The organism is Mesorhizobium sp. J428, from assembly GCF_024699925.1.
In the GTDB taxonomy this organism is placed as follows: domain Bacteria; phylum Pseudomonadota; class Alphaproteobacteria; order Rhizobiales; family Rhizobiaceae; genus Mesorhizobium_A.
The window spans coordinates 5,028,737-5,052,982 of the sequence record NZ_JAJOMX010000001.1 but is presented as its reverse complement, the minus strand read 5'-3'; the positions used below and the strand labels follow the sequence as shown (position 1 = coordinate 5,052,982).

Annotated in this window: 22 protein-coding genes, 2 tRNA genes and 2 pseudogenes; 17 read left to right on the top strand and 9 right to left on the bottom strand. The window is 64.7% G+C overall.

All coding sequences use genetic code 11. The features are described from left to right. Positions 1–127: 127 nt before the first annotated feature. The 4 genes from LRS09_RS30135 to prfB all read left to right on the top strand — a co-directional run bounded on the left by LRS09_RS30135 (position 128) and on the right by prfB (position 5,598). On the top strand, positions 128–919 hold the full coding sequence (locus LRS09_RS30135) for an AMIN domain-containing protein (RefSeq protein ID WP_308240342.1): 792 nt from the start codon (positions 128–130) through the stop codon (positions 917–919). Then, positions 885–1,703, top strand: a complete 819-nt coding sequence (locus LRS09_RS25440; RefSeq protein ID WP_308240341.1) for an N-acetylmuramoyl-L-alanine amidase — start codon at positions 885–887, stop codon at positions 1,701–1,703. The genes LRS09_RS30135 and LRS09_RS25440 overlap by 35 nt, the downstream gene beginning before the upstream one ends. A gap of 199 nt (positions 1,704–1,902) precedes the next feature. Beyond that, positions 1,903–4,350 carry a penicillin-binding protein 1A gene (locus tag LRS09_RS25435; protein ID WP_257809829.1) on the top strand — a complete coding sequence of 816 codons (2,448 nt, stop codon included), beginning with the start codon at positions 1,903–1,905 and terminating at the stop codon, positions 4,348–4,350. A gap of 116 nt (positions 4,351–4,466) precedes the next feature. Continuing rightward, positions 4,467–5,598, top strand: a protein-coding gene (prfB, locus tag LRS09_RS25430) for a peptide chain release factor 2 (RefSeq protein ID WP_257809827.1) whose coding sequence is annotated in 2 segments (ribosomal slippage) — positions 4,467–4,532 and positions 4,534–5,598 — 1,131 coding nt in all. Because the reading frame shifts where the segments join, the coding sequence is not laid out codon by codon here. A 21-nt stretch (positions 5,599–5,619) separates the two neighbouring features. Here prfB and LRS09_RS25425 read toward each other — a convergent pair. Together LRS09_RS25425 and LRS09_RS25420 are read right to left on the bottom strand one after the other, a co-directional pair. Continuing rightward, positions 5,620–6,861 carry a peptidoglycan DD-metalloendopeptidase family protein gene (locus tag LRS09_RS25425; RefSeq protein WP_257809825.1) on the bottom strand — a complete coding sequence of 414 codons (1,242 nt, stop codon included), beginning with the start codon at positions 6,859–6,861 and terminating at the stop codon, positions 5,620–5,622. Positions 6,862–6,965: 104 nt separating this feature from the next. After that, positions 6,966–7,445, bottom strand: a complete 480-nt coding sequence (locus LRS09_RS25420) for a peroxiredoxin (RefSeq protein WP_257809824.1) — start codon at positions 7,443–7,445, stop codon at positions 6,966–6,968. 103 nt (positions 7,446–7,548) lie between these two features. Here LRS09_RS25420 and LRS09_RS25415 point away from each other — a divergent pair, with 103 nt between their 5' ends. Together LRS09_RS25415 and LRS09_RS25410 are read left to right on the top strand one after the other, a co-directional pair. After that, a complete protein-coding gene (locus LRS09_RS25415; RefSeq protein WP_257809823.1) occupies positions 7,549–10,041 on the top strand; it encodes a DUF3971 domain-containing protein in 2,493 nt (830 codons plus the stop codon). A 418-nt stretch (positions 10,042–10,459) separates the two neighbouring features. Further along, the gene (locus tag LRS09_RS25410) at positions 10,460–10,969 is read left to right on the top strand and encodes a hypothetical protein (protein WP_257809822.1); all 510 of its coding nucleotides are present in this window, start codon (positions 10,460–10,462) and stop codon (positions 10,967–10,969) included. Positions 10,970–10,976: 7 nt separating this feature from the next. On the opposite strand, the gene LRS09_RS25405 is transcribed toward LRS09_RS25410, so the two are convergent. After that, entirely contained in the window at positions 10,977–11,828 is an 852-nt protein-coding gene (locus LRS09_RS25405; RefSeq protein ID WP_257809820.1) for an RNA methyltransferase, read from the bottom strand. Between the two features lie 180 nt (positions 11,829–12,008). On the opposite strand from LRS09_RS25405, the gene LRS09_RS25400 reads away from it, so the two are divergent. The 4 genes from LRS09_RS25400 (at position 12,009) to LRS09_RS25385 (ending at position 14,389) form a co-directional block, all read left to right on the top strand. Then, a tRNA-Tyr gene (locus LRS09_RS25400) sits at positions 12,009–12,093 on the top strand. Positions 12,094–12,116: 23 nt separating this feature from the next. After that, positions 12,117–12,190, top strand: a tRNA-Gly gene (locus LRS09_RS25395). 152 nt (positions 12,191–12,342) lie between these two features. Continuing rightward, positions 12,343–13,014 carry an HXXEE domain-containing protein gene (locus LRS09_RS25390; RefSeq protein WP_257809819.1) on the top strand — a complete coding sequence of 224 codons (672 nt, stop codon included), beginning with the start codon at positions 12,343–12,345 and terminating at the stop codon, positions 13,012–13,014. 202 nt (positions 13,015–13,216) lie between these two features. Then, a complete protein-coding gene (locus LRS09_RS25385; RefSeq protein ID WP_257809818.1) occupies positions 13,217–14,389 on the top strand; it encodes an AI-2E family transporter in 1,173 nt (390 codons plus the stop codon). On the opposite strand, the gene LRS09_RS25380 is transcribed toward LRS09_RS25385, so the two are convergent. Next, a complete protein-coding gene (locus tag LRS09_RS25380; RefSeq protein WP_257809817.1) occupies positions 14,379–14,864 on the bottom strand; it encodes a hypothetical protein in 486 nt (161 codons plus the stop codon). The genes LRS09_RS25385 and LRS09_RS25380 overlap by 11 nt on opposite strands. 185 nt (positions 14,865–15,049) lie before the next feature. On the opposite strand from LRS09_RS25380, the gene LRS09_RS25375 reads away from it, so the two are divergent. From LRS09_RS25375 to clpA, 3 genes and pseudogenes are all read left to right on the top strand, one after another. Continuing rightward, the gene (locus tag LRS09_RS25375; RefSeq protein WP_257809816.1) at positions 15,050–15,748 is read left to right on the top strand and encodes a L,D-transpeptidase; all 699 of its coding nucleotides are present in this window, start codon (positions 15,050–15,052) and stop codon (positions 15,746–15,748) included. A gap of 375 nt (positions 15,749–16,123) precedes the next feature. Then, on the top strand, positions 16,124–16,453 hold the full coding sequence (clpS, locus tag LRS09_RS25370; protein WP_257809815.1) for an ATP-dependent Clp protease adapter ClpS: 330 nt from the start codon (positions 16,124–16,126) through the stop codon (positions 16,451–16,453). Between the two features lie 56 nt (positions 16,454–16,509). Beyond that, positions 16,510–18,977 (top strand): annotated as a pseudogene (gene clpA, locus LRS09_RS25365) (ATP-dependent Clp protease ATP-binding subunit ClpA). 68 nt (positions 18,978–19,045) lie between these two features. On the opposite strand, the gene LRS09_RS25360 reads toward clpA, so the two are convergent. After that, entirely contained in the window at positions 19,046–19,834 is a 789-nt protein-coding gene (locus LRS09_RS25360; RefSeq protein ID WP_257809814.1) for a class I SAM-dependent methyltransferase, read from the bottom strand. On the opposite strand from LRS09_RS25360, the gene LRS09_RS30430 reads away from it, so the two are divergent. The 3 genes and pseudogenes from LRS09_RS30430 (at position 19,829) to LRS09_RS25350 (ending at position 21,000) form a co-directional block, all read left to right on the top strand. After that, entirely contained in the window at positions 19,829–20,380 is a 552-nt protein-coding gene (locus LRS09_RS30430; protein WP_374684882.1) for an AzlC family ABC transporter permease, read from the top strand. The genes LRS09_RS25360 and LRS09_RS30430 overlap by 6 nt on opposite strands. Continuing rightward, positions 20,263–20,652 (top strand): hypothetical protein, encoded by a 390-nt coding sequence (locus LRS09_RS30125; protein ID WP_308240339.1) that lies wholly within the window; start codon positions 20,263–20,265, stop codon positions 20,650–20,652. Before LRS09_RS30430 ends, LRS09_RS30125 begins: the two co-directional genes overlap by 118 nt. Then, positions 20,649–21,000: pseudogene (locus LRS09_RS25350) on the top strand (AzlD domain-containing protein). The gene LRS09_RS30125 and the pseudogene LRS09_RS25350 overlap by 4 nt, the downstream one beginning before the upstream one ends. Positions 21,001–21,063: 63 nt before the next feature. Here LRS09_RS25350 and LRS09_RS25345 read toward each other — a convergent pair. Then, on the bottom strand, positions 21,064–21,336 hold the full coding sequence (locus LRS09_RS25345) for a hypothetical protein (protein WP_257809813.1): 273 nt from the start codon (positions 21,334–21,336) through the stop codon (positions 21,064–21,066). A gap of 28 nt (positions 21,337–21,364) precedes the next feature. Between LRS09_RS25345 and LRS09_RS25340 the strand changes: the two genes are divergently transcribed. Continuing rightward, entirely contained in the window at positions 21,365–21,994 is a 630-nt protein-coding gene (locus tag LRS09_RS25340; RefSeq protein WP_257809811.1) for a phosphatase PAP2 family protein, read from the top strand. On the opposite strand, the gene LRS09_RS25335 is transcribed toward LRS09_RS25340, so the two are convergent. The 3 genes from LRS09_RS25335 to LRS09_RS25325 are packed head-to-tail and all read right to left on the bottom strand — an operon-like array spanning position 21,991 to position 24,141. Further along, the gene (locus LRS09_RS25335) at positions 21,991–22,422 is read right to left on the bottom strand and encodes an HIT family protein (RefSeq protein ID WP_257809810.1); all 432 of its coding nucleotides are present in this window, start codon (positions 22,420–22,422) and stop codon (positions 21,991–21,993) included. The two genes, LRS09_RS25340 and LRS09_RS25335, sit on opposite strands and share 4 nt — an antisense overlap. A gap of 44 nt (positions 22,423–22,466) precedes the next feature. After that, a complete protein-coding gene (locus LRS09_RS25330; RefSeq protein ID WP_257809808.1) occupies positions 22,467–22,928 on the bottom strand; it encodes a YbaK/EbsC family protein in 462 nt (153 codons plus the stop codon). A gap of 58 nt (positions 22,929–22,986) precedes the next feature. Continuing rightward, on the bottom strand, positions 22,987–24,141 hold the full coding sequence (locus tag LRS09_RS25325) for a GNAT family N-acetyltransferase (RefSeq protein ID WP_374684936.1): 1,155 nt from the start codon (positions 24,139–24,141) through the stop codon (positions 22,987–22,989). Positions 24,142–24,246 lie beyond the last annotated feature (105 nt).

Below are 24,246 nucleotides of genomic sequence, written 5' to 3'. Positions count from 1 at the left end.
GGCAGCTCCGTTTCAACCAAGGCCCGGGCATGCCGGACCAGCTCATTTTTGCTCATACAGAGCCGGCGCGAAACCGAGGCTTCGGCCGCTTTCCTCACGCAAAGGGTTCCGAATATCCCGAAACACCTTGAAGAAAATCAAGGAAGTCTCTTCTGCCGCTGTCGGAGCATCGGTCGCGATCTTCGTAGCCTGCATGGTGAGGGAATGCTGGCAACGCCGCCGCGCGGCTCCGGGCATTGAAGTGACCCATGGTTGCTTTTATGGTCTGGCAGGGGCGATGGCAACCCTGATTTCCACGCCGGCAAAGCGATGCCGGCGACGGTTTCCCGCAAAGGCCTCCGGCAATGCTTGGTTAACCAAATGCCGCTACCAATCATTAACGAACGCATGGACGCAACAGTTATGTAGGCAGGCCAACCGGCCGGAACGAGGGGAAGCGCGTTTGTCCAGTCTGCGAGGCCGTCTTTCGTCGCTTTCGAAGGGGTTCGGACGCCTGCTGGCATGCGTTCTGACGGTTCTCGCATGCCTGTCGCTCTCCGGCGCACCTGCTTCGGCCGAAGAAAAGGCCGGCGATCTCCTGCGCGCGACGCAGTTTACGATGGCGGGCGATGCGACGCGCGTGCGGCTGCTGGTTCATTTCGACCGCGAGCCGCTCGTGCGGTGGTTCCTGCTACGGGCGCCGCATCGTCTCGTGATCGACCTGCCGGAGGCGGCGTTTGTGATCGAGCCGGATTCGTTGAAGCCGCGCGGCCTGGTGCGGGAAGTAAGGTGCGGCCATCTCGACGCCGGCCGTTCCCGCATGATTGTCGGCGGGAAGGGGCCGTTCAAGGTCGAAGCGTTCGATGTACTCAAAAACGAGACCTCCGAAGGGGCACAGGCTCGTCGTGGACATTGTGGCCGCGAGCGAGCAGGATTTTGAGCAGGCCCTGCTTCTCCAGGCCGACAAGACCGGTTCGACCGCGGCGCCGAAAGACGACCGTCTGGGAGAGCCGGAAAAGATGGTCGCTCCGAAACGCTTCACCATCGTGCTCGACGCCGGCCATGGCGGCATCGACGGCGGGGCCGCCGGCCTGACGGGCACCGTCGAGAAGGACATCACGCTCGCCTTCGCGAATGAGCTGAAGCAGAAGCTCGAGCAGGAAGGCCGCTACAACATCGTGATGACCCGCGAGAAGGACGAGTTCCTGCGCCTAGACGAGCGTGTACGGATCGCGCGGCAGGCAGCGGCAGACCTGTTCATCTCCGTTCATGCGGATACGATCCGCGCACAGGGGGTGAACGGTGCGACGGTCTACACGGTGTCGGACCGTGCCTCCGACGAGGACGCGCGCGCGCTTGCGGAGCGCGAGAACCTCGCCGACCAGGTGGCCGGAATCGCCGTCTCGGACGAGAACCGCGACGTGGCGGACATCCTGACCGACCTGGTGCGGCGCGAGACCCATTCGTTCTCGCTCAGATTTGCGCGTACGCTGGTTGGGGAACTGTCGACGCAGATCGAAATGATCAAGAACCCCCATCGCTCGGCCGGCTTCCGTGTCCTGCGCGCTCCCGACGTCCCGTCCGTGCTTGTCGAACTCGGCTATCTGTCCGACGCCGGAGACGAGATGCGGCTCAAGGATCCGGAGTGGCGCAAGAAGGCGATCGGCAGTATCTGCGGCGCGATTGGTGCGTTCGCGGGCGATCGGGCCGGGGCGGGAGGATGACGTATCGGTTCATTCCGCGTTGCAGGAACGGCACAGCGGTGCCAATAAGTTGTTGTTCCTGCGTTGCGGACTGGACCTTGCCGCAATTTCCACACATGGCGCGCACATTGAGGCGACACGGCGTGGTACAGGCGGGCCGGGCGCCTGCGGGAATGATGTCGCCGGACTTGCGTAAGACCGGATCGAAACTGGAGCGAGCATGATTCGCCTGATCGGATATTTCTTCGGCATCGGCGTTGCTCTGGCCCTGCTCGTGGCCGGCGGCGTTGCGGTGTACCTGTCGCAGGTAACGAAGGACCTTCCCGACTACGAGGTGCTGGCCAACTACGAGCCGCCGGTCACCACCCGGGTGCACGCCTCCGACGGCGCCCTGATGGCGGAGTTCGCGCGGGAGCGGCGGCTCTATCTGCCGATCCAGGCCGTTCCCGATCGCGTCAAGGCGGCTTTCCTCTCGGCCGAGGACAAGAATTTCTACCAGCATCCGGGCGTCGACGTGACCGGCCTGTTCCGCGCCGTCGTCACCAACATCAAGAACGCCGGCTCCGGCCGCCGTCCGGTCGGCGCGTCGACCATCACGCAGCAGGTCGCCAAGAACTTCCTGCTCGATTCGACGCAGAGCTACGACCGCAAGATCCGCGAGATGATCCTCTCGTTCCGCATCGAGCAGGCCTATTCGAAGGACCGCATCTTTGAGCTTTATCTCAATGAGATCTTCTTCGGCCTGAATGCCTATGGCATCGCTGGCGCTGCACTCACCTATTTCGACAAGTCGGTGAACGAGCTGACCGTCGCTGAATCGGCCTATCTCGCGGCCTTGCCGAAGGGGCCGTCCAATTACCATCCGTTCCGCCACACGGACCGCGCCATCGAGCGTCGCAACTGGGTGATCGACCAGATGGTCGAGAACGGCTACGTGTCGAAGGAAGAGGGTGAGAAGGCGAAGGCGACCGGGCTGGACGTCAAGCCGCGCCGCAACGGCACCTATTTGTTCGCCGGCGAGTATTTCACCGAGGAAGTGCGCCGCGAGATCATCGCCCGCTACGGCGAGACGGCCCTCTACGAGGGCGGCCTGTCGGTGCGTGCGACCATCGATCCGAAGATGCAGGTCGAGGCGCGCCAGGCGCTGCACAACGGCCTGATCAAGTTCGACACGTTGCGCGGCTATCGCGGGCCGGAGAAGAAGATCGAACTCGGCGCCGACTGGGGTGTGCCGTTGGGCGAGCTCAAGGCGCTCTACGACGTGCCTGAGTGGCGTTTGGCGGTGGTGCTCGATTCCGACTCGTCGGGCCTCCGGCTGGGCCTGCAGCCTGGCCGCGAAGTGTCGGGCGACCTGTCGAAGGAGCGCGAGGAAATCAGCCTGTCCGTGGAGGACATGGGCTGGGCGATGCGCCATGTCGTGAACGGCCAGCGCGTGAAGGCGAAGTCGCCCGCGGACGTCCTGGTGCCGGGCGACGTCGTCTATGTCGAGAAGGATCAGGCGAAGGGCAACTGGATCCTGCGGCAGCGGCCGGCGGTCGAAGGCGCGCTCGTCGCGATGGACCCGCACACCGGCCGCGTGCTCGCCATGGCCGGCGGCTTCTCGTTCGCGTCGTCGGAATTCAACCGCGCGACGCAGGCGATGCGCCAGCCCGGCTCCTCGTTCAAGCCGTTCGTCTATGCGGCGGCACTGGACAATGGCTACACGCCGGCCTCAGTCGTGCTCGACGCGCCGATCACCATCACGCAAGGCAACCAGGTCTGGACGCCGAAGAACTACGGCGGCGAATCGGCGGGACCCTCCACTCTGCGCGCCGGCATCGAGCGCTCGCGAAACCTGATGACGGTCCGCCTTGCCAACGACATGGGCATGAAGCTCGTTGTCGAATATGCGGAGCGGTTCGGCATCTACGACAATCTGGCGCCCTATCTGCCGATGGCGCTGGGCGCGGGCGAAACCACGGTCATGCGTATGGTCACGGCCTATGCGATTATCGCCAACGGCGGCAAGGAAGTGAAGCCGTCGCTGATCGACCGTATCCAGGACCGCTACGGCAAGTCGGTCTTCAAGCACGACACGCGCTCGTGCGAAGGCTGCGTGGCAACGAGTTGGCAGGATCAGCCGGAGCCGGAGATCGTCGACAATTCCGAGCAGGTGCTCGATCCGATGACCGCCTACCAAATCACCTCGATGATGGAAGGCGTCGTCAAGCGCGGCACCGCCGTGATCCTGTCCGACCTCGGCCATCCGATCGCCGGCAAGACGGGCACGACCAACGAGGAAAAGGATGCCTGGTTCGTGGGCTTCACGCCGGACCTCGTCGTGGGCGTGTTCATGGGCTACGACAATCCCGTCCCGATGGGCAAAGGCTCGACGGGCGGCGGCCTCGCGGCGCCGATCTTCAAGGAGTTCATGCAGGTCGTGCTCAAGGACCAGCGCCCGGTCGACTTCCGCGTGCCGGAGGGCATGAAGCTCATCGCGGTCAACCGCAAGACCGGCATGCGCGCCGGCAAGGGTGATCCCGGCGCGATCATCGAGGCCTTCAAGCCCGGCACCGGCCCGGCCGACACCTATTGGGTGATCGGCTCCGACATGGCGGCGGGCTCGGCCGAGGAGATTTCCCCGTCGGCGAACCGCGCGATCCAGACCGGCGGTGGCGGCCTCTACTGACTGTTTCGAGCCGCGCGTCTTCGCACGGCGACTTCCCTCTACACCGGCGCGGACCATCCCTATGGTCCGCGCCGATTCAATTTCCCCACCGGCCCCTTGCAGGAAAAGACCAGCGCATGCGCGCAGAAACCGAGAAACGAGTCGACGAAATCAGGCAGGCCATAAGCCTGCTGAGGAGGCATCTTTGACTGGGATCAGGCAATCAAGAGGCTCGATTACCTGAACAACCGTGCCGAGGACGGCGAACTCTGGAACAATCCGGCGGAAGCCCAGGCCCTGATGCGTGAGCGCCAGGGGCTGGATGACGGCATCCGCGCCGTCCGCGAACTCACCAGCAAGCTCGAAGACAATATCGAGCTGATCAAGATGGGTGAGGAAGAGGGCGACGAAGCCATCATCCAGGAGGCCGAGGCGGCGATCCAGGCCATGTCGGGCGAGGTGCGCGCGCGCCAGATCGAGACGATGCTGTCCGGCGAGGCTGACGCCAACGACACCTACCTCGAAATCCACGCCGGCGCCGGCGGCACCGAAAGCCAGGACTGGGCGTCGATGCTGCTGCGCATGTATACGCGCTGGGCCGAGCGGCGCGGGTTCAAGGTCGAGTTCCTTGAGGATCATGACGGCGAAGAGGCCGGCATCAAGTCTGCGACCGTGCTCATCAAGGGCCATAACGCCTATGGCTGGCTGAAGACGGAATCGGGCGTCCATCGCCTTGTCCGCATCAGCCCCTACGATTCGAACGCGCGGCGGCACACCTCGTTCGCCAGCGTCTGGGTCTATCCGGTGATCGATGATTCGATCGATATCGAAGTGACCGAAGCGGATGTCCGGATCGACACCTATCGCGCGTCGGGCTCCGGCGGCCAGCACGTCAACACGACCGATTCGGCGGTGCGCATCACGCATATCGCAACGGGCATCGCGGTCGCCTGCCAGGCCGAGCGTTCGCAGCACAAGAACAAGGCTAAGGCCTGGGAGATGCTGCGCTCGCGCCTTTATGAGGAAGAGCTGAAGAAACGGGAGGCTGTCGCGAATGCGTCGGAAGCTTCCAAGTCGGACATCGGCTGGGGGCACCAGATCCGTTCGTATGTCCTGCAGCCCTACCAGCTCGTGAAGGATCTGCGGACCGGCATGGAGAGCACGAGTCCCTCTGACGTGCTCGACGGCGACATTGACGAGTTCATGGAAGCCTCGCTGGCCCAGAAGATCTCCGGAAGCCCCGGCGAAGCGGTTGCGGATATCGAGTAGTCCCTGCCTCCGTCGGACACGTCAGATCAGACCGGCGATTGCCTTGCCGGCCTTGATAAACGTCAGGGGATTGAGCGGCTTGCCGTCGCGGCGGACCTCGTAATGCAGATGCGGACCAGTCGAACGGCCCGTGCTGCCGACCCGGCCGACGATCTCTCCGGCCTCGATCTTGTCACCGACGGCAACGAGTATCTTGCTCATATGGGCGTAGCGGGTCGTGAGGCCCTTGCCATGGTCGATCTCGACCATGCGCCCGTAGCCCCCGTTCCAGCCGGCGGTAACGACGGTGCCGGCCCCCGAGGCGCGCACGCTCGAGCCCGTCGTTGCGCGAAAGTCCATTCCGGCGTGCAGGGCAGGGGTTCCGAGCAGCGGATCCTTGCGGACGCCAAAGGTGCTCGACACCTGCTTGCCGGGCGCCGGATTCGATATCGGCAGCTGGCGTGCCTTCTCCTTGACCGTGTCGAGTGCCGTGAGGGCCTCGTCAAGCTCGTCGACCACCGCGTCGAACTGCATGCTCTGGTCGAGCGGGACAAGCGGACCGCCGACCGAACTCGTCCCGTAGCCCTTGGCGATCGAAAGGCCAGCACCCTCCAGCGCATTGGAAATGGCGTCGGCTGTCCGGTAGGCCTTTTCGGTCATCGACTTCAGGCGATCCATCTGATCGGCCTCGATCGAGCGCAGCGACTGGTTGATCGAGACGAAAAGGCGATCGGCATTGTCGGCGGCCGAGAAATTCGCGCTGCCGCCGCGTAGGTCGGGCAGGAAGCCTGCGAGCGTCGCATGGGTCGTTGCATCGAGGCCGGCGCGGACGTCCGGCCGCGGCGCGGGCGTCGGAACAGTGTTGTCATTGGAAGTCTTCAGGTCTCCCGCGCTATCGAGCAGCGGTCCGATCTTGGCTTGGCGCGCGGCCAGCTCCTGCTGGCGGGAAATCAGTTCGCCGACCTTCTCCTCCATCATCTGCTGGTCCAGGAGCTGACGGCTGGTGATGCGGTCGACCTGGGCGCGCAGGGAGGATATGCGGTCCTCGTAGGCCTGCTGCATGCGCGCCTGCCGCGCAACCGTCGCACCGATCAGGTCGTCGCGCAGGACGAGATACGACGTCGCCAGGAGATATCCGACGGCGACCGCCGCGAGCGCCGACCCCGCCACGGCGGCCATCCATGGGCGGACGGTGAAGTGACGGATTTGATCGCCTCTGGCGATGATGACGGTGTGCGGCTCCTTGCGTTTGCCGAAAATCGTAGACTGACGGGACTGGCTCACCGGGTTCACTCTTCTCGTCTGGAGATGAGTGTGATTACACATTGTTAGGGTTAACAAAGTTTTCCTGGCGGGCCGAATTGCCCGGATTTTCGGCAGCCGAAGGGCTATTCGGCCTTGCCCAAGCTCCTCGCCGTGTCGAGAACCTCCTCTGCGTGCCCGGCGACGCGGACCTTTGGCCAAATCCTTGTGATCTTGCCCTCCGGACCGATCAGGAACGTCGTGCGCTCGACGCCCATATATGTTCGTCCGTACATGCTTTTCTCTTTCCACACGCCGTAGTCGTCGGCCGTCCGCCGGGTCTCGTCGGAAAGCAGGTCGACCGTGACCTCATGCTTGCTGCGAAAGCGCTCCTTCGACTTTGCACCATCCGGCGAAATGCCCACCACATCCACGCCGATGCCGTCGAATTCGTGCTTCAGACGCGAGAAGTCCTTCGCCTCGTTGACGCAGGCGTCCCCGCCGTCCTTGCAGAAAAAGTAGAGGACGAGCGGCTTGCCGGCGTGTTCCGCGAGGGATCCCGTGCCGCCTCCCGCCTTCGGAAGCTCGAAACCCGGAGCGGGGTCGCCTGTGTTCAGATCAGTCATAACTGCGCCCTTGTTGATGATTATCGGCCGGGTTTCGCGCATATAATGGCGGAGGAGGATTCGTCCATGTCCGTGACCGTCTCGAAGCCGACCGGATGACCCGTTGGAGCATGTAACCCCGAAGCACGAGAAGATACGATTCCGCCGCGACGAGATCGCCCGGTTGCACGAACTGCCGTCGGCATGCGCGCAGGAGCGCCTCGTTCCTGACCCGAGGATGGGGTTTCGGATCGTTCCCATTCTCGCCTGGACCTTGGCTGCGATCCTGCTCGTAGTGCTCGCCGCGCCCGCGGCCGTCTTTCTCTTCGGCATTCCAGGCATCGGCGGCGAAAGGATCCGGATCGAGGCCGAAGCCGCGCTGACTCGATTGGCCGGGTTCGACGTGGACGCAACGATGGGCGAGCCGCACCTGTCCGTCGACGCGTCCCGCTTCATCGCATTCCAGGTCGACGACGTCCGTATCAGTCGCGGCGCCGGCGGAGCGAACCTTGTGGAGGCCGGATCGCTGCGTTTCGGCCTCCGTTTCCTGCCGTTGCTGACCGGACAGGTCAGGCTTGGAAGCGCCGGCATAGAGGATGCGCGTATCAGCCTTTCCGCCCTCCCTCCAGGCGAGGGGCCTAACGCGACTTTGGCATCGCTGACGGATGCCGACGGACTGATCGATCCTGGACTGGTCATGAAGGCGGCATTCGCGGCCGTTCATCGCACGTTCGAAGCCTTCGACGCGGGGGCGACACGCAGGCTGGATTTCACGAATGTCGAGATCCTGCTGCCAGCGGGCGTTCCCGGCGGGACCCTTCATCTGGAACAGGCCAAGATCGAGCGCGGCCTTTCGGGCGCAATTTCGTTCGAAGCGGCGGCGAGCTGGTCCGGACGAACATTCCGGCTTGAGGGAACAGCGGATCGCGACGGGAAAGGCCTGCGGCCGGTGGCGTTCGCCACGTCGCTAACTTTCGAACGGGCAGAGTTCGAGCGGGATCTCACAAGCCTGAACGGAGATCCCAAAACTGCGATCATGCGCCTCGGCGGGGCCGCGCGCATTGATCTTGCGGGCAGCGAGGCGGAGGGGGACGGGGGGCAACTGCGGCTCGATGCGACACTCGACGATGCGGGCATCGTGTTCGCGAGCGGCGAATCCATGCGCGGCTCGGCCAGCATCGCCGCCTCCTTCCAGCCGGATGCGCAGAAGATCGAGATCGAGCGGGCGGAACTGGTGGCCGGCCGTTCGCGGTTCAGCGGGCACGGCGCGGTCGGGCCGGCACCGGCAGTCGAGGGAGAGGCCGCTCACTATCGCTATGAGCTCGTGAGCGACGGCTCCCTTCTTGCGCCCGAAGGATCGAGCGAGCCTGACCTGCCAATCCTCGCGCGGATTGCAGGCACGTTCGACCCCGTGACCCGGCGGCTGACCGCCCGCGACATCGGTGTGCGCACATCGAGCGGCCAGGTCATGGGAACCGCGATCGTCTCCTTCGTCGAGGGGCGCTCGCCGGGAATTGATCTCGCTCTGTCCGTGCCCGAAATGACGGTCAGCAACGTCAAGCAGATATGGCCCTGGTTCGCGGCCTATGGCGCGCACAGATGGGCGAACGAGAAGCTGTTCGGCGGCACGATCAAGAATTCGCGCCTCTCGATGTCGGTTGCGCCGGGCCGCCTCGGCAACGGCACGCCGCTGTCGCGAGACGAGATATCCGGCTATTTCGAGGTGTCGGGCACCCGCTTCGATGTGACCGGCCAGATCCCGCCGGTCCGCGACGGGGTTGGCTCCATCAGCTTCCAGGGCACCGATGTCGACGTGCGGCTCTCGTCCGGAACCGTCTTCCTGTCGACGGGGCGAACCGTCGCCGCGAGCAATGGGACCTTCGTCATCCGGCGTGCCGAATTGCCTCCAGTCATCGGGCAGCTCGACATCGACATTGCGGGCACGGCCGACGCGGTGGCGGAGCTCGCGAGCTACAAGCCGATCGATGCCATGCGACACCTTCCGATCGCGCCGGAGGACCTCTCCGGCCAGGTCAGCGGCAAAGTCGAGGCGCGCATACCGCTCCAGGCCGGAACCGACATGTCCAATCTCGGATGGGCGGTAAAGCTGTCCTACACCGGACTTTCGATCGCAAAGCCCTTCGAGGGCCAGAATGTCAGCGACGCATCCGGAACGATCGAGGTCGTGCCGACGGTGGCGGAGATCAAGGCGAACGCGAAGCTGAACGGGATGACCGCGACGCTCGACATTTCCGAACCGCTCGGCGACAGCGGCGTGGCGCGTAAGCGCGACATCACGCTCGTCATGGATGCCAAGACCCGCAACGCGGTCGCCCCGGGCCTCGAATCGCTTCTGGATGGTCCGGTGAGCGTGAAGATGTCGGGCGAGGGGCCGCGCGGCGTATCGTTGCGGATTTGGCAGACGCGCGTGTCGCCGTGCCATGGGCGGGATGGTCGAAAGGCCCCGGCATCCCCGCCAAGCTCTCCTTCGGTTACGATATCGTCGGCGGGGAGACGCGAATCTCTGACATCGAGCTGTCGGGCCAGTCCTTCTCGCTCGCGGGGTCGGCAACGGTCACCTCGTCGGGTCTGTCGCGCGCGCGGTTCCAGAAGGTGAAGCTGAACCGCAACGACGACATCTCGGTCGACATCAAGCGCGATGGTAACGGGTATGCGGTGACGATACGGGGCAATGTCTTCGACGCCCGTTCGCTGATCAAGCAAAGTCTGGAGGCTGCCGGCAGCGGAGGCGGCGGAGGGGGCAAGGATTCCGTCCAGGTGACGCTCGACGCCGACGTCGCCTATGTGGCGGGCTTCCAGAACGAGGCCATGACCAACGTCAAGGTCGCCTATCGGGGCTCGGGCTCGCGGATTCTTTCGCTGAATGCGTCCGGGACGACGGGCACCGGAGACGTGTTCACCGCGTCTGACCGCACCGAATCCGGACAACGCTCTGTCAAGGTCGAATCCGGAAATGCGGGCGCAGTGCTCAGGTTCCTCGACATCTACCCCTATATGGAGGGGGGAAGATCACCATGGCGCTCGGCGCGCAGGGGGATTCTCCGCTGCGCGGCCAGATCGACGCCCGCAACTTCACGCTGGTCGACGAGCCGCGGCTCCGCTCGATCGTCGCGAGCCGGCCGGCCGGAGATTCGCGGACCCTCAACGAAGCGGTCAAGGGAGAGATCGACACCTCCCGCGTCGGCTTCGAACGCGGCTTTGCGCAGATCGAGAAGGGCACGGGATATCTGAACATCGACAACGGTGTGCTGCGCGGGCCGACGATCGGCTCGACGTTCCAGGGCGCGCTCTACGATGCCAATGGCAACATGTCGATCACCGGCACGTTCATGCCGGCCTATGGCCTCAACAGGCTGTTCGGGGAAATCCCGCTGCTCGGCCAGATTCTTGGCAATGGTCGCGACCGCGGCCTGATCGGCATCACCTACAAGGTGGCCGGCAGCACCAAGTCGCCCCAGGTGCAGGTCAATCCGATCTCGGTGATCGCGCCTGGCATCTTCCGCTCGATCTTCGAGTTCAACTGACGCGCCTTTACCGCCTGAGGTGCCTCCCCGCGGCGTAGAGCGACACCGCAGCGGCATTGGAGACGTTGAGCGAATGGATCGGACCGGGCATGTCGAGCCGAGCCAGCGCGGTCACCGTCTCGCGCGTCTTCTGGCGCAGGCCCTTGCCTTCGGCTCCGAGCACCAGCGCGATCCGGTCGCCCGAGAGCGTGTCCTCGAAGGTCGAGGGGCCTTCCGAATCAAGTCCGATCGTGCGGAAGCCGGCCTCGTGAAGTTCATTCAGCGCCTCGGCCAGGTTCCGCACCTCGATGAGATCCAGATGTTCGAGAGCCCCGGAGGCGGCCTTGGCCAGCACGCCCGATTCCTGCGGGCTGTGGCGCGCCGTGACGATCAGCGCGCCGGCGCCGAAGGCGACCGCGGAGCGGATCACCGCACCGACATTGTGCGGATCTGTCACCTGGTCGAGCACGACCACGAGCGGCGTGTCGGCAAGTTCCGCCAGCGCCTTGGGCTCAAGCGGCCGCGCCTCGACCAGCGCGCCCTGGTGCACGGCATCGCTGCCGGTGATCTTGTCGATGTCGCGCGGCTCGACAATCTCGACCGGGAAGGGCAGTAACGTCGGGTCAGCGACGTCCATCCGCTCGAGCGCGTTGCGTGTGGCGAGCATCCTGGCGATCGTGCGGCGGGGATTGTCGATCGCCGCGCGCACAGTGTGCAGGCCGTAGAGCCGCACCAGCCCGTCGGACGGCGGATCGCCCGGCTTGACCGGCTGTCGTGGCCTGAAAGGGCGCGTGCCGCCGGCCTTTTCGTCGCGGTGGGCGCGGCGCAGCTTGGCGTAATGCGTGTCTTTCGCCGTGCGCGGCTTGTCTGGCTTGCTCATTCGCGGCTTATAGCCTGCGGACTCGAACTTGCCTATGCGGTCGGAGGCGTCATTTCGTTGCCCTTTTCCAACGCAGGCGTGTTGACAGTGCGGGGCCTTGCCGCCATAAGGCCCCTCGCTGATTTCGGGCCGCACAGGCGGTAGCGAAGTTCGCTCGTCGCTCGACCCTGTCGCAGTTCAGGAGGGGTGCCCGAGTGGTTAAAGGGGACGGACTGTAAATCCGTTGGCTCAGCCTACGTTGGTTCGAATCCAACCCCCTCCACCACTGCACGAGGTGTCGTCGACGTTGCGGGTGTAGCTCAATGGTAGAGCAGCAGCCTTCCAAGCTGAATACCCGGGTTCGATTCCCGGTACCCGCTCCAGATCGATTCCAATTGCTTATCGCTACATTTTTATCCATCAGTTGAACTGGTCCTGAGCGCGGCAGCCGGATATTTGACATCGGCAAGCCACCGTCTATCGTCCGGTGATGCTGCCGTTTTCTCATCTCTGGCCGTGGATCGGGCTCGGCCTGATGCTGATCCTGCTGTTCGGCCTGATCCGGGGCGATCTTCGCGGCGACCGGTCCGTCCCGCGCACAAGGGATATCGTCTGGCTGACATGGGCGGCCACTGCCGCCTACATGCTGCATCAGTTCGAGGAGCATGGCGTCGACGCGCAGGGCGTGCATTACGCGTTCCGCGGCGCACTGTGCGCCACCTTCGGTTTCGCCGACCCCGCCGAATGCAGCATTCCCGAATCCTTCATCACGGCGGTGAATATCCCGGTGGTGTGGATCGCCGGTCCGGTGTGCGCTCTTCTCGGACGGCGGTGGCCCGCAATCGCTTTCGGTTATTTCGGCGTTCTCGCCATCAATTCGATCGCGCATATCGCTCCCGCGATCGCGGGCGGTGGCTATAATCCCGGCCTTCTGACTTCGGTGCTGATTTTCTTGCCGCTCTCGTTCTGGACGATGTGGGTCGCCCTGCAGCGCCCCGGACTCGGCATTCCGGCGATCGCGGCGATGCTTCTGGGCGGCGTGATCCTGCACGCGGTGCTCTTCCTGTCGCTCAAAGCCTATCTGGACGGCAGGCTTGGCGCATACGCTTTGCTCGCCGTTCAGATCGTCAACCCGGTACTCTTGGTCCTCGTCTCCGGAATTGTCATGCTACGCCGATCGCCGCGACCCGTCGGGCGGTCTCCATAGATCTTCACAGGTGACCGAATCCTGTTCTGCCGTCCTTTTGGCGAATGAGCCGCTCCATCTTTGACGTTACCTTTCGACGGCAAGGAGTTGAACCGGGCGGTTCCACCCGACATGATGATGCAAAAATCCGGCGCTAAAGCTGGAATCTTGCAGGCGGCGGACGATAACCATGCCAATTGTGCCGTCGTTGCCGGGAGAGCGAATGCAGAACCAGATTCCGTTGTTCGGACCGATGCGTAACGCGCGGCCCGCTGTGGTGCCGCCGCTGACGGCGGCGCGTTGGCTGCTGGTGCTGATTGTGCTCGCTGGTGCCTACTTCTTTCACGGTTTCGTTGTGCCGGTGCTTGCCGCGCTCGTCATCGCCTTCGCGACCTGGCCGCTCTATCGGCGGCTGCTTAGGTTTTCCGGCGAGAACCGGTCGGTCGCGGCAACGCTCGCACTGCTGCTGATCCTGGCCTTCCTCATAGCACCGATCGCGCTGGTGGCGCGCTATGCGGTGGCCGAGACGCAGGAATGGGTATCCTGGGTGATCGCTGCGAACAGGACCGGCACGCCGACGCCAGACTGGATCGCGACGCTGCCTTGGGTCGGCGAATTTCTTGCCGAGCAATGGACGCATTATTTCGGCCATCCGGGCGGTTTCGGCGAGGTCGTGCAGCTCGTGAGCGGGTCGAACATCCGCAACATCTACCTGACCGTCGTCGCTGCCGGCGGCAGCGCGTTCTCACTCTTCCTGACCCTCCTGTTCATGCTGATCGCGCTGTTCTTCGTCTATCGCGACGGCACGCGCTTCCTGGGCCAGGTCGACCTGATCGGCGAACGCGTGCTGCCGGGGCGCTGGGACCGAATATCGCGCGTGGTGCCTGCCACCATCAGCTCCACCGTGACCGGCATGACCATCATCGCCTTCGGCGAGGGCATCGTGCTCGGTGTCGCCTATTACGTCGCCGGCGTACCGTCGCCGGTGACGCTCGGCGTCATCACCGGCGTCATGGCACTGATACCCGGCGGCGCGCCGCTGTCGATGACGCTGGTCTCGGTCTATCTCGCGGCGAGCGGCTCGCCCTTCGCCGGCATCGCGCTGTTCGCCTGGGGCACGATCGAGCTTTTCGTCGTCGACAAGACGATCCGGCCGAAGCTGGTCGGCGGACCGATCAAACTGCCGTTCCTGCCCACGATCTTCGGTCTGGTCGGCGGCGTGAAGACGATGGGTTTCCTCGGCCTTTTCGTCGGACCGGTGCTGATGGCCCTGCTGGTCGCGATCTGGCGCGAATGGATCCACGAGCTTGAAGTGACTGCCGCGGCCGCGCGGCCGGCGCTGGACGTGACACCGGCGCTCGAGCCGGAGGAACGGCCTGCCGAGGTCAGAACCTGAACGACCAGAACAGGCAGGCGAGCGTCGCGGCGACGAAGATCACGAGGCTTAGTCCGCGCAGGAGCACGTTGCGCCGCACCTCGTCGAGGAGGGGGTGGCTTACCACAATCGCCGGCACGAAGATGAACTGCCAGTCCAACAACTGCCACAGCGCGCGCGGCATGCCGAATGCGGTGCGTGCCAGAAGGCAACCGACGATGGTGGCGAACAAAGCAACGACGGTGAAGAACAGTCGATCCGTCGCGTTCAGCAAGACGAAGCTCGCCGCGCGGAGCGGCAGGATCATCAGGAGCGCGGCCGAGGAGAAGTAGAGCGCAGCCAGCGGGATGAAGCTGGCGGAACTCGCCAGCGATTCGAGGCGGCTAACGCCGACGGGGCCGAACGGATAGGCCTTCTGCGCCAGATAGAGCGACAAGGCCATCAGGACCGCCGTCAGAAGCGCGATCAGCGCGAAGCTCGTCAGTGTCTTTGCCATGATCGTCCTGCGGTCGAATCGAGGTGCGTTGTGTGGAGTGTGAACCATCGCCGCGCCGCGCGATCAACCGCCCGGAGAACAGGCATGACCAATGGATACGGCGGGCTGCGGCTGAAGCAGGGTCGTTATCCATTTGTGAACCATGATCGCGATAAGAATCGCCCACTGTCTGGAGTGGGTGTGTCATGGGTGATCGGGTTGAGTTGACGCGCAGGGGGTTCGTCCTTGCGATGGGCGGCGTGGCGCTGGGCGGATGTTCGACCAGCCTGGAAATGCCGGACCTCGGGATAGACACGACGACCACCGGCTCCATCCGTCCGAAGATCAGCGTCGACAAGGGTATCACCGATCCTGACCTGATGTATGCTTCGGTCCAGGAAGGAACCTTCTCCCTGCCGGCGATTCCCTATGCCAAGGTGCCACGGGAATTTCAGCGGCAGATCGTCCCGGATCCGACCGGCGAGGCGCCGGGCACCATCGTGGTGAAACTGGCCGAGCATCATCTTTACCTCGTCCAGGAAGGCGGCGATGCGCTGCGCTACGGTGTTGGCATCGGCAAGGCCGGCTTTGAATGGTCGGGCAGGGCGGTGGTTCAGCATAAGAAGCAGTGGCCCGTCTGGACGCCGCCGTCCGAGATGATCGCGCGCAAGCCGGAGCTTGAGAAGTGGCGCGGTGGCCAGCCCGGCGGCCCGGAAAATCCGCTCGGCGCACGCGCGCTCTATCTGTTCAAGGACGGCAACGACACCGGCTATCGCATCCACGGTTCGCCGGAATGGTGGTCGATCGGCCAGAACATGTCGTCGGGTTGCATCCGCATGATCAACCAGGACGTCATCGACCTCTACAACCGCGTCCCGCCGAAATCGACCGTCGTGGTGGCCTGACGACCGTCAGGCAGTTCATTTTGGAGCGCCGGCCTGCGCTCGTGCAAGCCAACTCCCTCCTGGCGGCCCGTTATACCACTCACCTCGCCGGGGAGATGGTACGCAGCGTGATCTGATCTTGCCCAGCGCCGATCTGGTGCCGGGCCCTTTTCCTGTTTCATCCTGTCTTCGACCGCACGCGCCAAAGGCCGGCCCGGTCGCGTCGTTGATCCCCCACTTTCCCCTGACCTGACCGACCGGGCATATTGTCAGCGCGGCGGAACGTCTTAAAATCACCATCCGAACACCTACATTCGTGTTCGAGTCCGGGCGCGAAGGGTTAGGTGGGCACAGGTGACGACAGGCGGGGCGCCAATGCGGTTGCAGAAACGGCGCATGCAGGCAGGTGAAAGCGACAAGGGCAACCCCGGACGAGGGACTGCCGTCATCACGCGCACCAAGCCGAAGACGAAGAAGCCCAGCCTCTACCGCGTGCTCATTCTGAACGACGACTACACCCCGATGGAGTTCGTCGTGCATATCCTCGAACGGTTCTTCCAAAAGGACCGCGAGGCCGCGACCCGCATCATGCTCCACGTTCACAATCACGGAGTGGGCGAGTGCGGGGTCTATACATTCGAGGTCGCCGAGACCAAAGTGACGCAAGTCATGGATTTTGCCCGTCAGCACCAGCATCCTTTGCAGTGCGTGATGGAGAAGAAGTGAAGTCCGTCAGCGTGGGCCTCCCACCGCGCCAGGACGGAGAAAGAGCGAGGTACTGAATGCCGGCTTTCTCACAAAGCCTCGAGCGTGCGCTCCATCAGGCGCTGACGTTCGCCAACGAGCGTCATCACGAATATGCGACGCTGGAGCACCTGCTTCTGGCGTTGATCGACGACACTGACGCGGCCGCCGTGATGCGGGCGTGCAATGTCGACCTGGACGAACTCCGCAAGACGGTGGTCAACTATGTCGACAAGGAACTCGACAACCTGATCACCGGCTATGACGAGGATTCCAAGCCGACGGCCGGCTTCCAGCGCGTCATCCAGCGCGCGGTGATCCATGTCCAGTCGTCCGGCCGCGAGGAAGTGTCCGGCGCCAACGTGCTCGTCGCGATCTTCGCCGAGCGGGAAAGTCATGCCGCCTATTTCCTGCAGGAACAGCAGATGACCCGCTACGACGCGGTCAACTACATCTCGCACGGCATCGCCAAGCGCCCCGGCGCCTCGGAATCGCGCACGCCGCGCGGTGCCGAGGAGGACCAGGCGAACGAGCGCAACGGCGAGCAGCAGGACGAGAACGGCAAGGGCAAGAAGCAGCAGGACGCGCTGACCGCCTACTGCGTCAATCTCAACCAGAAGGCCAAGGTCGGTAAGATCGACCCGCTGATCGGCCGCATGAACGAGATCAACCGTCATGATCCAGATCCTGTGCCGTCGCTCCAAGAACAACCCGCTATATGTGGGCGATCCGGGCGTCGGCAAGACGGCGATCGCGGAAGGGCTCGCCAAGCGCATCGTCGAAGGCGACGTGCCGAGCGTGCTTCTCAACGCCACGATCTTCGCGCTCGACATGGGCACGCTGCTCGCGGGCACCCGCTATCGCGGCGACTTCGAGGAGCGGTTGAAGCAGGTCGTGAAGGAGCTTGAGGAATATCCGGGCGCGATTCTGTTCATCGACGAGATCCATACCGTGATCGGCGCCGGCGCCACCTCGGGCGGTGCGATGGATGCCTCGAACCTGCTGAAGCCCGCGCTCTCTTCCGGTTCGATCCGCTGCATCGGCTCGACCACCTACAAGGAGTTCCGCCAGTTCTTCGAGAAGGACAGGGCGCTGGTCCGCCGCTTCCAGAAGATCGACGTCAACGAGCCCTCGCTCGAGGATGCGATCGAGATCATGAAGGGGCTGAAGCCGTACTACGAGGACTTCCACAAGGTGAGAGTACACCAGCGAGGCTATCAAGGCCGCGGTGGAGCTCTCGGCGCGCTACATTTCCGACCGCAAGCTGCCGGACAAGGCGATCGACGTGATCGACGAGACCGGCGCCTCGCAGATGCTTCTGCCGGAAGGCAAGCGCAAGAAGACCATCACCATCAAGGAGATCGAGCACACGATCGCCACGATGGCGCGCATCCCGCCGAAGACGGTTTCGGCCGACGACGAGAAGGTGCTCGCCAATCTCGAAGCCGAACTCAAGCGCGTGGTCTACGGCCAGGAGACGGCGATCACCGCCCTCGCCTCCTCGATCAAGCTGGCGCGTGCCGGCCTGCGTGAACCGGAGAAGCCGATCGGCTCCTACCTGTTCTCGGGCCCGACCGGCGTCGGCAAGACCGAGGTCGCCAAGCAACTCGCCGCCTCGCTGGGTGTCGAACTGCTGCGCTTCGACATGTCGGAATATATGGAGCGCCACACGGTCTCTCGCCTGATCGGCGCGCCTCCCGGCTATGTCGGCTTCGACCAGGGCGGCCTGCTGACCGACGGGGTCGACCAGCATCCGCACTGCGTGCTCCTGCTCGACGAGATCGAGAAGGCGCATCCCGATCTGTTCAACATCCTGCTGCAGGTGATGGACCACGGGAAGCTGACCGACCACAACGGCAAGAAGATCGACTTCCGAAATGTGATCCTGATCATGACCACCAATGCGGGCGCGTCGGATGCGCAGCGCGCGGCGATCGGCTTCGGCTCGACCAAGCGCGAGGGCGACGACGTCGAGGCGATCAACAAGCTGTTCACGCCGGAGTTCCGCAACCGACTCGACGCGATCATCCCGTTCGGCTCTCTGCCGGTGCCGGTGATCCATCAGGTGGTGCAGAAGTTCGTGATGCAGCTCGAGGCACAGCTCGCAGACCGCGGCGTCACCTTCGACCTCGCGCCTGAGGCGATCGCCTGGCTTGCCGACAAGGGCTACGACGAGCGCATGGGCGCCCGTCCGCTCGGACGCGTGATCCAGGAGCACATCAAGAAGCCGCTCGCCGACGAGGTGCTGTTCGGCAAGCTCAGGAAGGGCGGCACGGTGCGGATCACCGTGGACGGCAGCGGCCTCGATTCGAAGCTGAAGCTCGAGGCGGTCGCCGATGAGGTTCCGGTCAAGCCGAAGAAGGAAGAGCCGGCACCGAGGAAAGCTGCCGCCAAAAAGGCGAAGGTGAAGCCGGCCGCAAAGGCCGCGACGCCGAAGGCGAAGGCCGCGGCGAAGCCTCAGGACCCGCCGAAGCGCAGCATGGTGCCGCAGCTCCCGCGCAAGTGAGCGGGCGCACCAACGGAAAAAGGGCCGCCTTCGGGCGGCCCTTCTGTTTCAACGGTTATGACGCAGGCCTACACCGGCTTGCGTGTGCGCATGTGCAGGAAGATCGGTGCCACCCGCGTATCGGCGACATGCGGCTCGGCCGCGGCGAGCTCCTCGTTGGCCATAGGCTCGCCGAGCTTCTCCAGGACCAGGCCGGCGGCGGCGATCATGTCCACCCACTGGCCGAGCGTGCGATGGAAGCGCGGGATGCGGAACGGGCCGAACGCCTTTCGCTCCTCCTCGGTGGCGGCCGAGAAATACCAGCTCTCGATTTCGCCATCGATGCCGTCGAAATAACGCGCGACCTGAATTGCCACGGGCTGTCCGGTCTCGTCGCGGATGTTCTTGCGCCACGGCGGGACGAAGCAGGGGTGCAGGATGGAGAACTGGAAGAAGCCGCCCGGACGCAGCACCCGTGCCGCCTCGGCGACGGCCTGTCCCGGTTGCGCCACGTCCATCATCGACATGAACGCGGTGGCGAAGTCGAAGCTGCTGTCGGCAAAGGGCAGGGCAAGCGCATCAGCGGTGCGGTAGTCGATGCCGAGCGGCGCGCGCCTCTCTTCCTCCGCGGCATGCGCGATGAAGGTGGGCGCGATGTCGATCGCGGTCATGCGGGCGCCGAGGCGCGCGACCTGCCGCGTGTTGGCGCCTTCGCCGCAGCCTATGTCGAGGCCGTGGAGGCCGCGGACGGGCGGCAGCATGTCGAGAAAGGCGGGCGTGTTGAGCGCATCGCGATAGACGTCGTAGCCGGCGCGGACCTGCATCGTCCACGCCCGCGCATTGGCTTCCCAGAGCCGGCCCACTTCTTCCGTATGCATGTTCTTCTCCGTCGGGATTCGTCTAGGCAACCACGGTCGCGCGGCTTTCATGCATGTGTTAGAGGCGACATCATGGACGACTACGGAGATATCCCGCCGGGTGAGCGGGTCGATCGCGCCGCCTGGTTCTGGCGCGGCGTGCGGACGTCTTTCTCGCTGCCGGGACTGATCCTGTGCTCGGCCTTCGTCGGCTTCGCCGGGCTCGCGCGCGAGGCGGGACTGTCCATCTACGAGGCGGTGTTCATGGTCACCGTAATCTGGGCGCTTCCGGCCAAGGTGGTGCTCGTCGGCGCGATCATGGCCGGGAATTCGCTGCCGGCCGCCGCTTTCGCGGTGGCCCTGTCATCGGTGCGGCTCACGCCGATGGTGGTTGCCCTGGTGCACCGGAGCTTCGCGCGGCAGGCACGCGCAAATGGGTGCTCTACGCCTTGTCCCATTTCGTCGCAGTCACTTCCTGGGTGCTGGCGATGGCGCAGTTGCGCAACGTGCCGCGCGACGCGCGCACGGCCTGGTATGGTGGGCTCGGCGCAACGCTCGTCCTGCTGAACATGGTCGTGGTCGCGGTCGTCTACCTGATCGCCGGCCAGCTGCCGCCGATCGCTTCTGCGGCATTGCTTTTGCTGACACCGATCTACTTCCTGACCTCGATGTGGGGTTCGGCGCGCGAGCGGGCAGGGTATGTGGCGATGGTTCTCGGCCTGGCCCTTGGCCCGGTCGCGCATGTCCTGGTGCCGGGATTCGATCTCCTCGCGGCAGGCCTCGTGGGCGGACTTCTCGCCTTTGGTTATCATCTCTGGGCGAGGCGACGGCAGGCATGACCTATTTCGGCAGCGAGGCATGGTGGTGGCCGTACCTGTTCATTCTGCTGGCCGGATGGCTGGCGACCGATTTCTGGCGTTATCTCGGCGTGTTCATCGGCGGACGGGTGGCGGAGGACTCCGACGCGATGGTGCTGGTGCGATGCGATCGCGACCGCGCTGGTGGCGGCCGTGATCGCGAACCTGATCGTCTTTCCCGGCGGCGCGCTGGCGGACACGCCCACGGCGCTGCGGGTCGGAGCGGCGGCAGCCGGCTTCGCCGCCTTTCTGGCGGCCCGCCAGAACATGCTCGCCGGCATCGTGGTGGCCGAAGCGGTGCTGATCGCCGGAATGCTGTTCGGTCTCTAGCGGCTTACCGGGATTTAACCGCATGGCGTTACCGTGCCTGCGGGCGCGGGGACACAGATCTTGCTATTCCATCCGGCTGAACGGACGATCCTTCTGGTGACGGCGGCGCTCGGCGTCGCGAGCTTCTTCCTCGCCTGGTGGAAGGACATTGCCTTCGGCCCCGAATTCTTCACCTTTTCCGTCGGCTTCGCGGCGCTGATGATCGGCATCGGCCAGATCTACCGGCAGGTGCGCGACAGCGAGCGGATCGCGCTGGCGACGCATGTGCTCGGCCTGTTCGTCGCTTATTCGGCCTTCGGCGCGTTCTTCAACATCGCATCTGCTGCCGCGTCCCACGGCCCCGGTCGATGCGGCGCTGGTCAGGATGGACGCCTGGCTGGGCTATTCCTGGCCGGCGTTCACCGCCTGGTTCGCGAAGCATCCGGACTTCAACGAGATCGTCCGGAAACTCTACACGCTGACGTTCATCCAACTGCTCGCGGCCTTCATTGCGCTGGGCTTCCTGCTCGACCGGCGGCGGCTGCATGCGGCGGCCCTCGGCACGGTGATCGCGTCGCTCGCGACGATCTTCTGCTGGGCCATGCTGCCGTCGGGCGGTGCGGCGGCCTACTGGACGCTCGATCCCGAGGTCGAACGGATCGTGCGGCCCGTCGTCAGTTCGGCTTATGGCGCGGAACTCAATAGGCTTTTCCGCGATGGCGTGACGGACCTGTCGGCGATGGGTGTGACGGGCCTGGTCGGCTTTCCGTCGTTCCACACGGTGATGGCGCTGATGGCGCTGTTCGCGCTGTGGCCCTACCGGATCGCCCGCTTCGTGCTTGTGCCGGTAAGCCTGCTGCTTCTGCCGGGGATTTTGGCACACGGCGGGCACAATCTGATGGACGTGCTGGCGGGAGCCGCCATCGCGGTCGGCTCGTGGATGCTCGGCCTCAGGATCTACGACGCGCAGACCCGCCTCGCGGAGGCCGCGCGGCCTGCCCCGACGCCGGTCTAGATTTCGCTGAGGGCCGCGCGGATCTTGTCCGCATTGGCGGTCAGCACTTCGGGCTTTTCCATCTGGCCGGTATGCGGCTTGAGGGCGACACCCTCGAAGCGGGGAATGACGTGGACGTGGAGGTGGAACACGACCTGTCCGCCCGCGGTCTCGTTGAACTGCTGAACGGTGACGCCGTCGGCCGAGAAAGCCTTCACGACGGCCCTGGCGAGCTTCTGCGTGGTGCGCGCGACGGCGGCGAGGCTGTCTTCCGAGACGTCAAGGATGTTGCGCGACGGCGCCTTCGGGATGACCAGGCAATGGCCGTCACCACGCGGCATGATGTCCATGAAGGCGAAGGTGTCGTCATCCTCGTAGAGCTTGTGAGCGGGAAGCTCGCCGCGCAGGATTTTTCCAAAGACGTTCGAAGGATCGTAGGCGACAGCCATCTCGTTCATCCACCCGTTGAGCAAAATCCGCGCTGTCTTGTCAGCTATTCGCCGCAGACGTCAACCCATTCGGCCGAGGTGAGCGCCGCCATGCGCTCGGGCGTGATGCGCACGGCGGCATTGGTGGCGCCGGCCGCAGGCACGACCTCGTCAAAGCTCCTGAGAGAGACGTCGCAATAGACGGGCAGGGGGCTCGCGAGGCCGAACGGGCACACACCGCCGACCGGATGGCTCGTCAGTTCCAGCACCTGTTTGGCGTCGAGCATACGCGGCTTGCCGCCGAAGCGGTCCTTGAACTTGCGGTTGCTCAGCCGCGCCGTGCCGCTGGTGACCAGAAGCAGCGTCCCTTCGCCGGCGCGTAGGCAGATCGTCTTGGCGATCTGCGCCGGCTCGACCCCGTGCGCCTCGGCCGCAAGCGTCACGGTTGCCGAACTGGCCTCTGTCACGATGACGTCGATGTCGGGTGCGTTCGCCTCGAAGAAGGCGCGGACGGATTCGAGAGACATGGCGGTGTGCTATGGCGGCAGGCGAAAGTTGGCAAGCGGCAGTGCGTTCGTCCGCGGACTATTCCCGCTCCTGCAATTCTCCGCGCCGGAAGGGGCCGTGTCCCTCAAGATATTCCCCGATCTGCGCCACTTCCTGCCGCTCCCGCTCCAGATAGTCGGCGACCGCCCGTCGCAGTCCCGGGTGGGCGATGTAATGCGCCGAACGGGTGGTCACGGGCATGTAGCCGCGCGCGAGTTTGTGCTCGCCCTGCGCGCCCGCCTCGACGACCTTCAGACCGCGCTCGATCGCGAAGTCGATCGCCTGATGGTAGCAGACTTCGAAATGCAGGAAGGGGTGGTCCTCGATGCAGCCCCAGTTGCGCCCGAACAGGCGGTCGCCGCCGATGAAGTTGATCGCGCCGGCGACATAGCGGCCATTGCGCTTCGCCATGACCAGGAGCACGTCGTCGGCCATGCGTTCGCCGATCAGCGAGAAGAACTTGCGGTTGAGGTAGGGCCGGCCCCACTTGCGGCTGCCGGTGTCCATGTAGAAGCGGAAGAAGTCGTCCCAGACGGACTCAGTCAGGTCCTTGCCCGTGAGCCGGTCGATGGTGATGCCGTCCTGCACCGCCGCGGCGCGCTCCTTGCGCAGCGCCTTGCGCTTGCGCGAGGCCAGGGTGTCGAGGAAATCGGCATAGTCGCCATAGCCCTCGTTGCGGAAATGGAACTGCTGGTCGGTGCGCGGCAGGAAGCCGGCCTCCTCCAGAAGCTCGATGTCCTCGTCGATCGCGAAGGTGACGTGGGCCGAGGAGACGCCGAGCCGGTCCGTCAAGGTCTTCAGGCCGCCTGCAAGTGCTGCCCGCACCGCCGGCTCAGACGCGCCGCGCGAGACAAGCAGCCGCGGTCCGGTCGCAGGGGTGAACGGAACCGACACCTGGAGCTTCGGATAGTAGCGTCCGCCGGCCCGCTCGAACGCGTCGGCCCAGCCGTGGTCGAAGACGTATTCGCCCTGGCTGTGCGACTTCAGATAGCACGACACCGCACCGATCAGCGCGCCGCCGGGGGCCTCGAGCCGCAGGTGCTGCGGCTGCCAGCCGGTCTGGCGCGAGACGGTACCTGCATCCTCCAGTGCGGACAGGAAGTCATGCGAGATGAAGGGGTTGTACGACGTTTTGCAATCGCCACGCGATGCGCCGGACAGGCCTGACCACTCCTCTTTCGAGAAGTCGCCCATGCCCGTCACGACCTTCAGCGTGACATCGCTCGATCCGGAATTGCCACCGCCTGCCGCTGAGTCCATGGGCCCCAATGTGGGACCAGCGGCGCGGCGGGGCAAGAT

What these genes read in the sequence shown, in the direction of transcription:
- LRS09_RS25435 (WP_257809829.1), top strand. Translation starts at nt 1,903, where the DNA reads ATGATTCGCCTGATCGGATATTTCTTCGGCATCGGCGTTGCTCTGGCC.
- LRS09_RS25360 (WP_257809814.1), bottom strand. Translation starts at nt 19,834, where the DNA reads ATGCATACGGAAGAAGTGGGCCGGCTCTGGGAAGCCAATGCGCGGGCG.
- LRS09_RS25380 (WP_257809817.1), bottom strand. Translation starts at nt 14,864, where the DNA reads ATGGCAAAGACACTGACGAGCTTCGCGCTGATCGCGCTTCTGACGGCG.
- LRS09_RS25410 (WP_257809822.1), top strand. Translation starts at nt 10,460, where the DNA reads ATGGCGCTCGGCGCGCAGGGGGATTCTCCGCTGCGCGGCCAGATCGAC.
- LRS09_RS30430 (WP_374684882.1), top strand. Translation starts at nt 19,829, where the DNA reads ATGCATGTTCTTCTCCGTCGGGATTCGTCTAGGCAACCACGGTCGCGC.
- LRS09_RS25390 (WP_257809819.1), top strand. Translation starts at nt 12,343, where the DNA reads ATGCTGATCCTGCTGTTCGGCCTGATCCGGGGCGATCTTCGCGGCGAC.
- LRS09_RS25375 (WP_257809816.1), top strand. Translation starts at nt 15,050, where the DNA reads ATGGGTGATCGGGTTGAGTTGACGCGCAGGGGGTTCGTCCTTGCGATG.
- LRS09_RS25335 (WP_257809810.1), bottom strand. Translation starts at nt 22,422, where the DNA reads ATGGCTGTCGCCTACGATCCTTCGAACGTCTTTGGAAAAATCCTGCGC.
- LRS09_RS25325 (WP_374684936.1), bottom strand. Translation starts at nt 24,141, where the DNA reads ATGGGCGACTTCTCGAAAGAGGAGTGGTCAGGCCTGTCCGGCGCATCG.
- LRS09_RS25405 (WP_257809820.1), bottom strand. Translation starts at nt 11,828, where the DNA reads ATGAGCAAGCCAGACAAGCCGCGCACGGCGAAAGACACGCATTACGCC.
- LRS09_RS25420 (WP_257809824.1), bottom strand. Translation starts at nt 7,445, where the DNA reads ATGACTGATCTGAACACAGGCGACCCCGCTCCGGGTTTCGAGCTTCCG.
- LRS09_RS25330 (WP_257809808.1), bottom strand. Translation starts at nt 22,928, where the DNA reads ATGTCTCTCGAATCCGTCCGCGCCTTCTTCGAGGCGAACGCACCCGAC.
- LRS09_RS25385 (WP_257809818.1), top strand. Translation starts at nt 13,217, where the DNA reads ATGCAGAACCAGATTCCGTTGTTCGGACCGATGCGTAACGCGCGGCCC.
- clpS (WP_257809815.1), top strand. Translation starts at nt 16,124, where the DNA reads ATGCAGGCAGGTGAAAGCGACAAGGGCAACCCCGGACGAGGGACTGCC.
- LRS09_RS25340 (WP_257809811.1), top strand. Translation starts at nt 21,365, where the DNA reads ATGGACGCCTGGCTGGGCTATTCCTGGCCGGCGTTCACCGCCTGGTTC.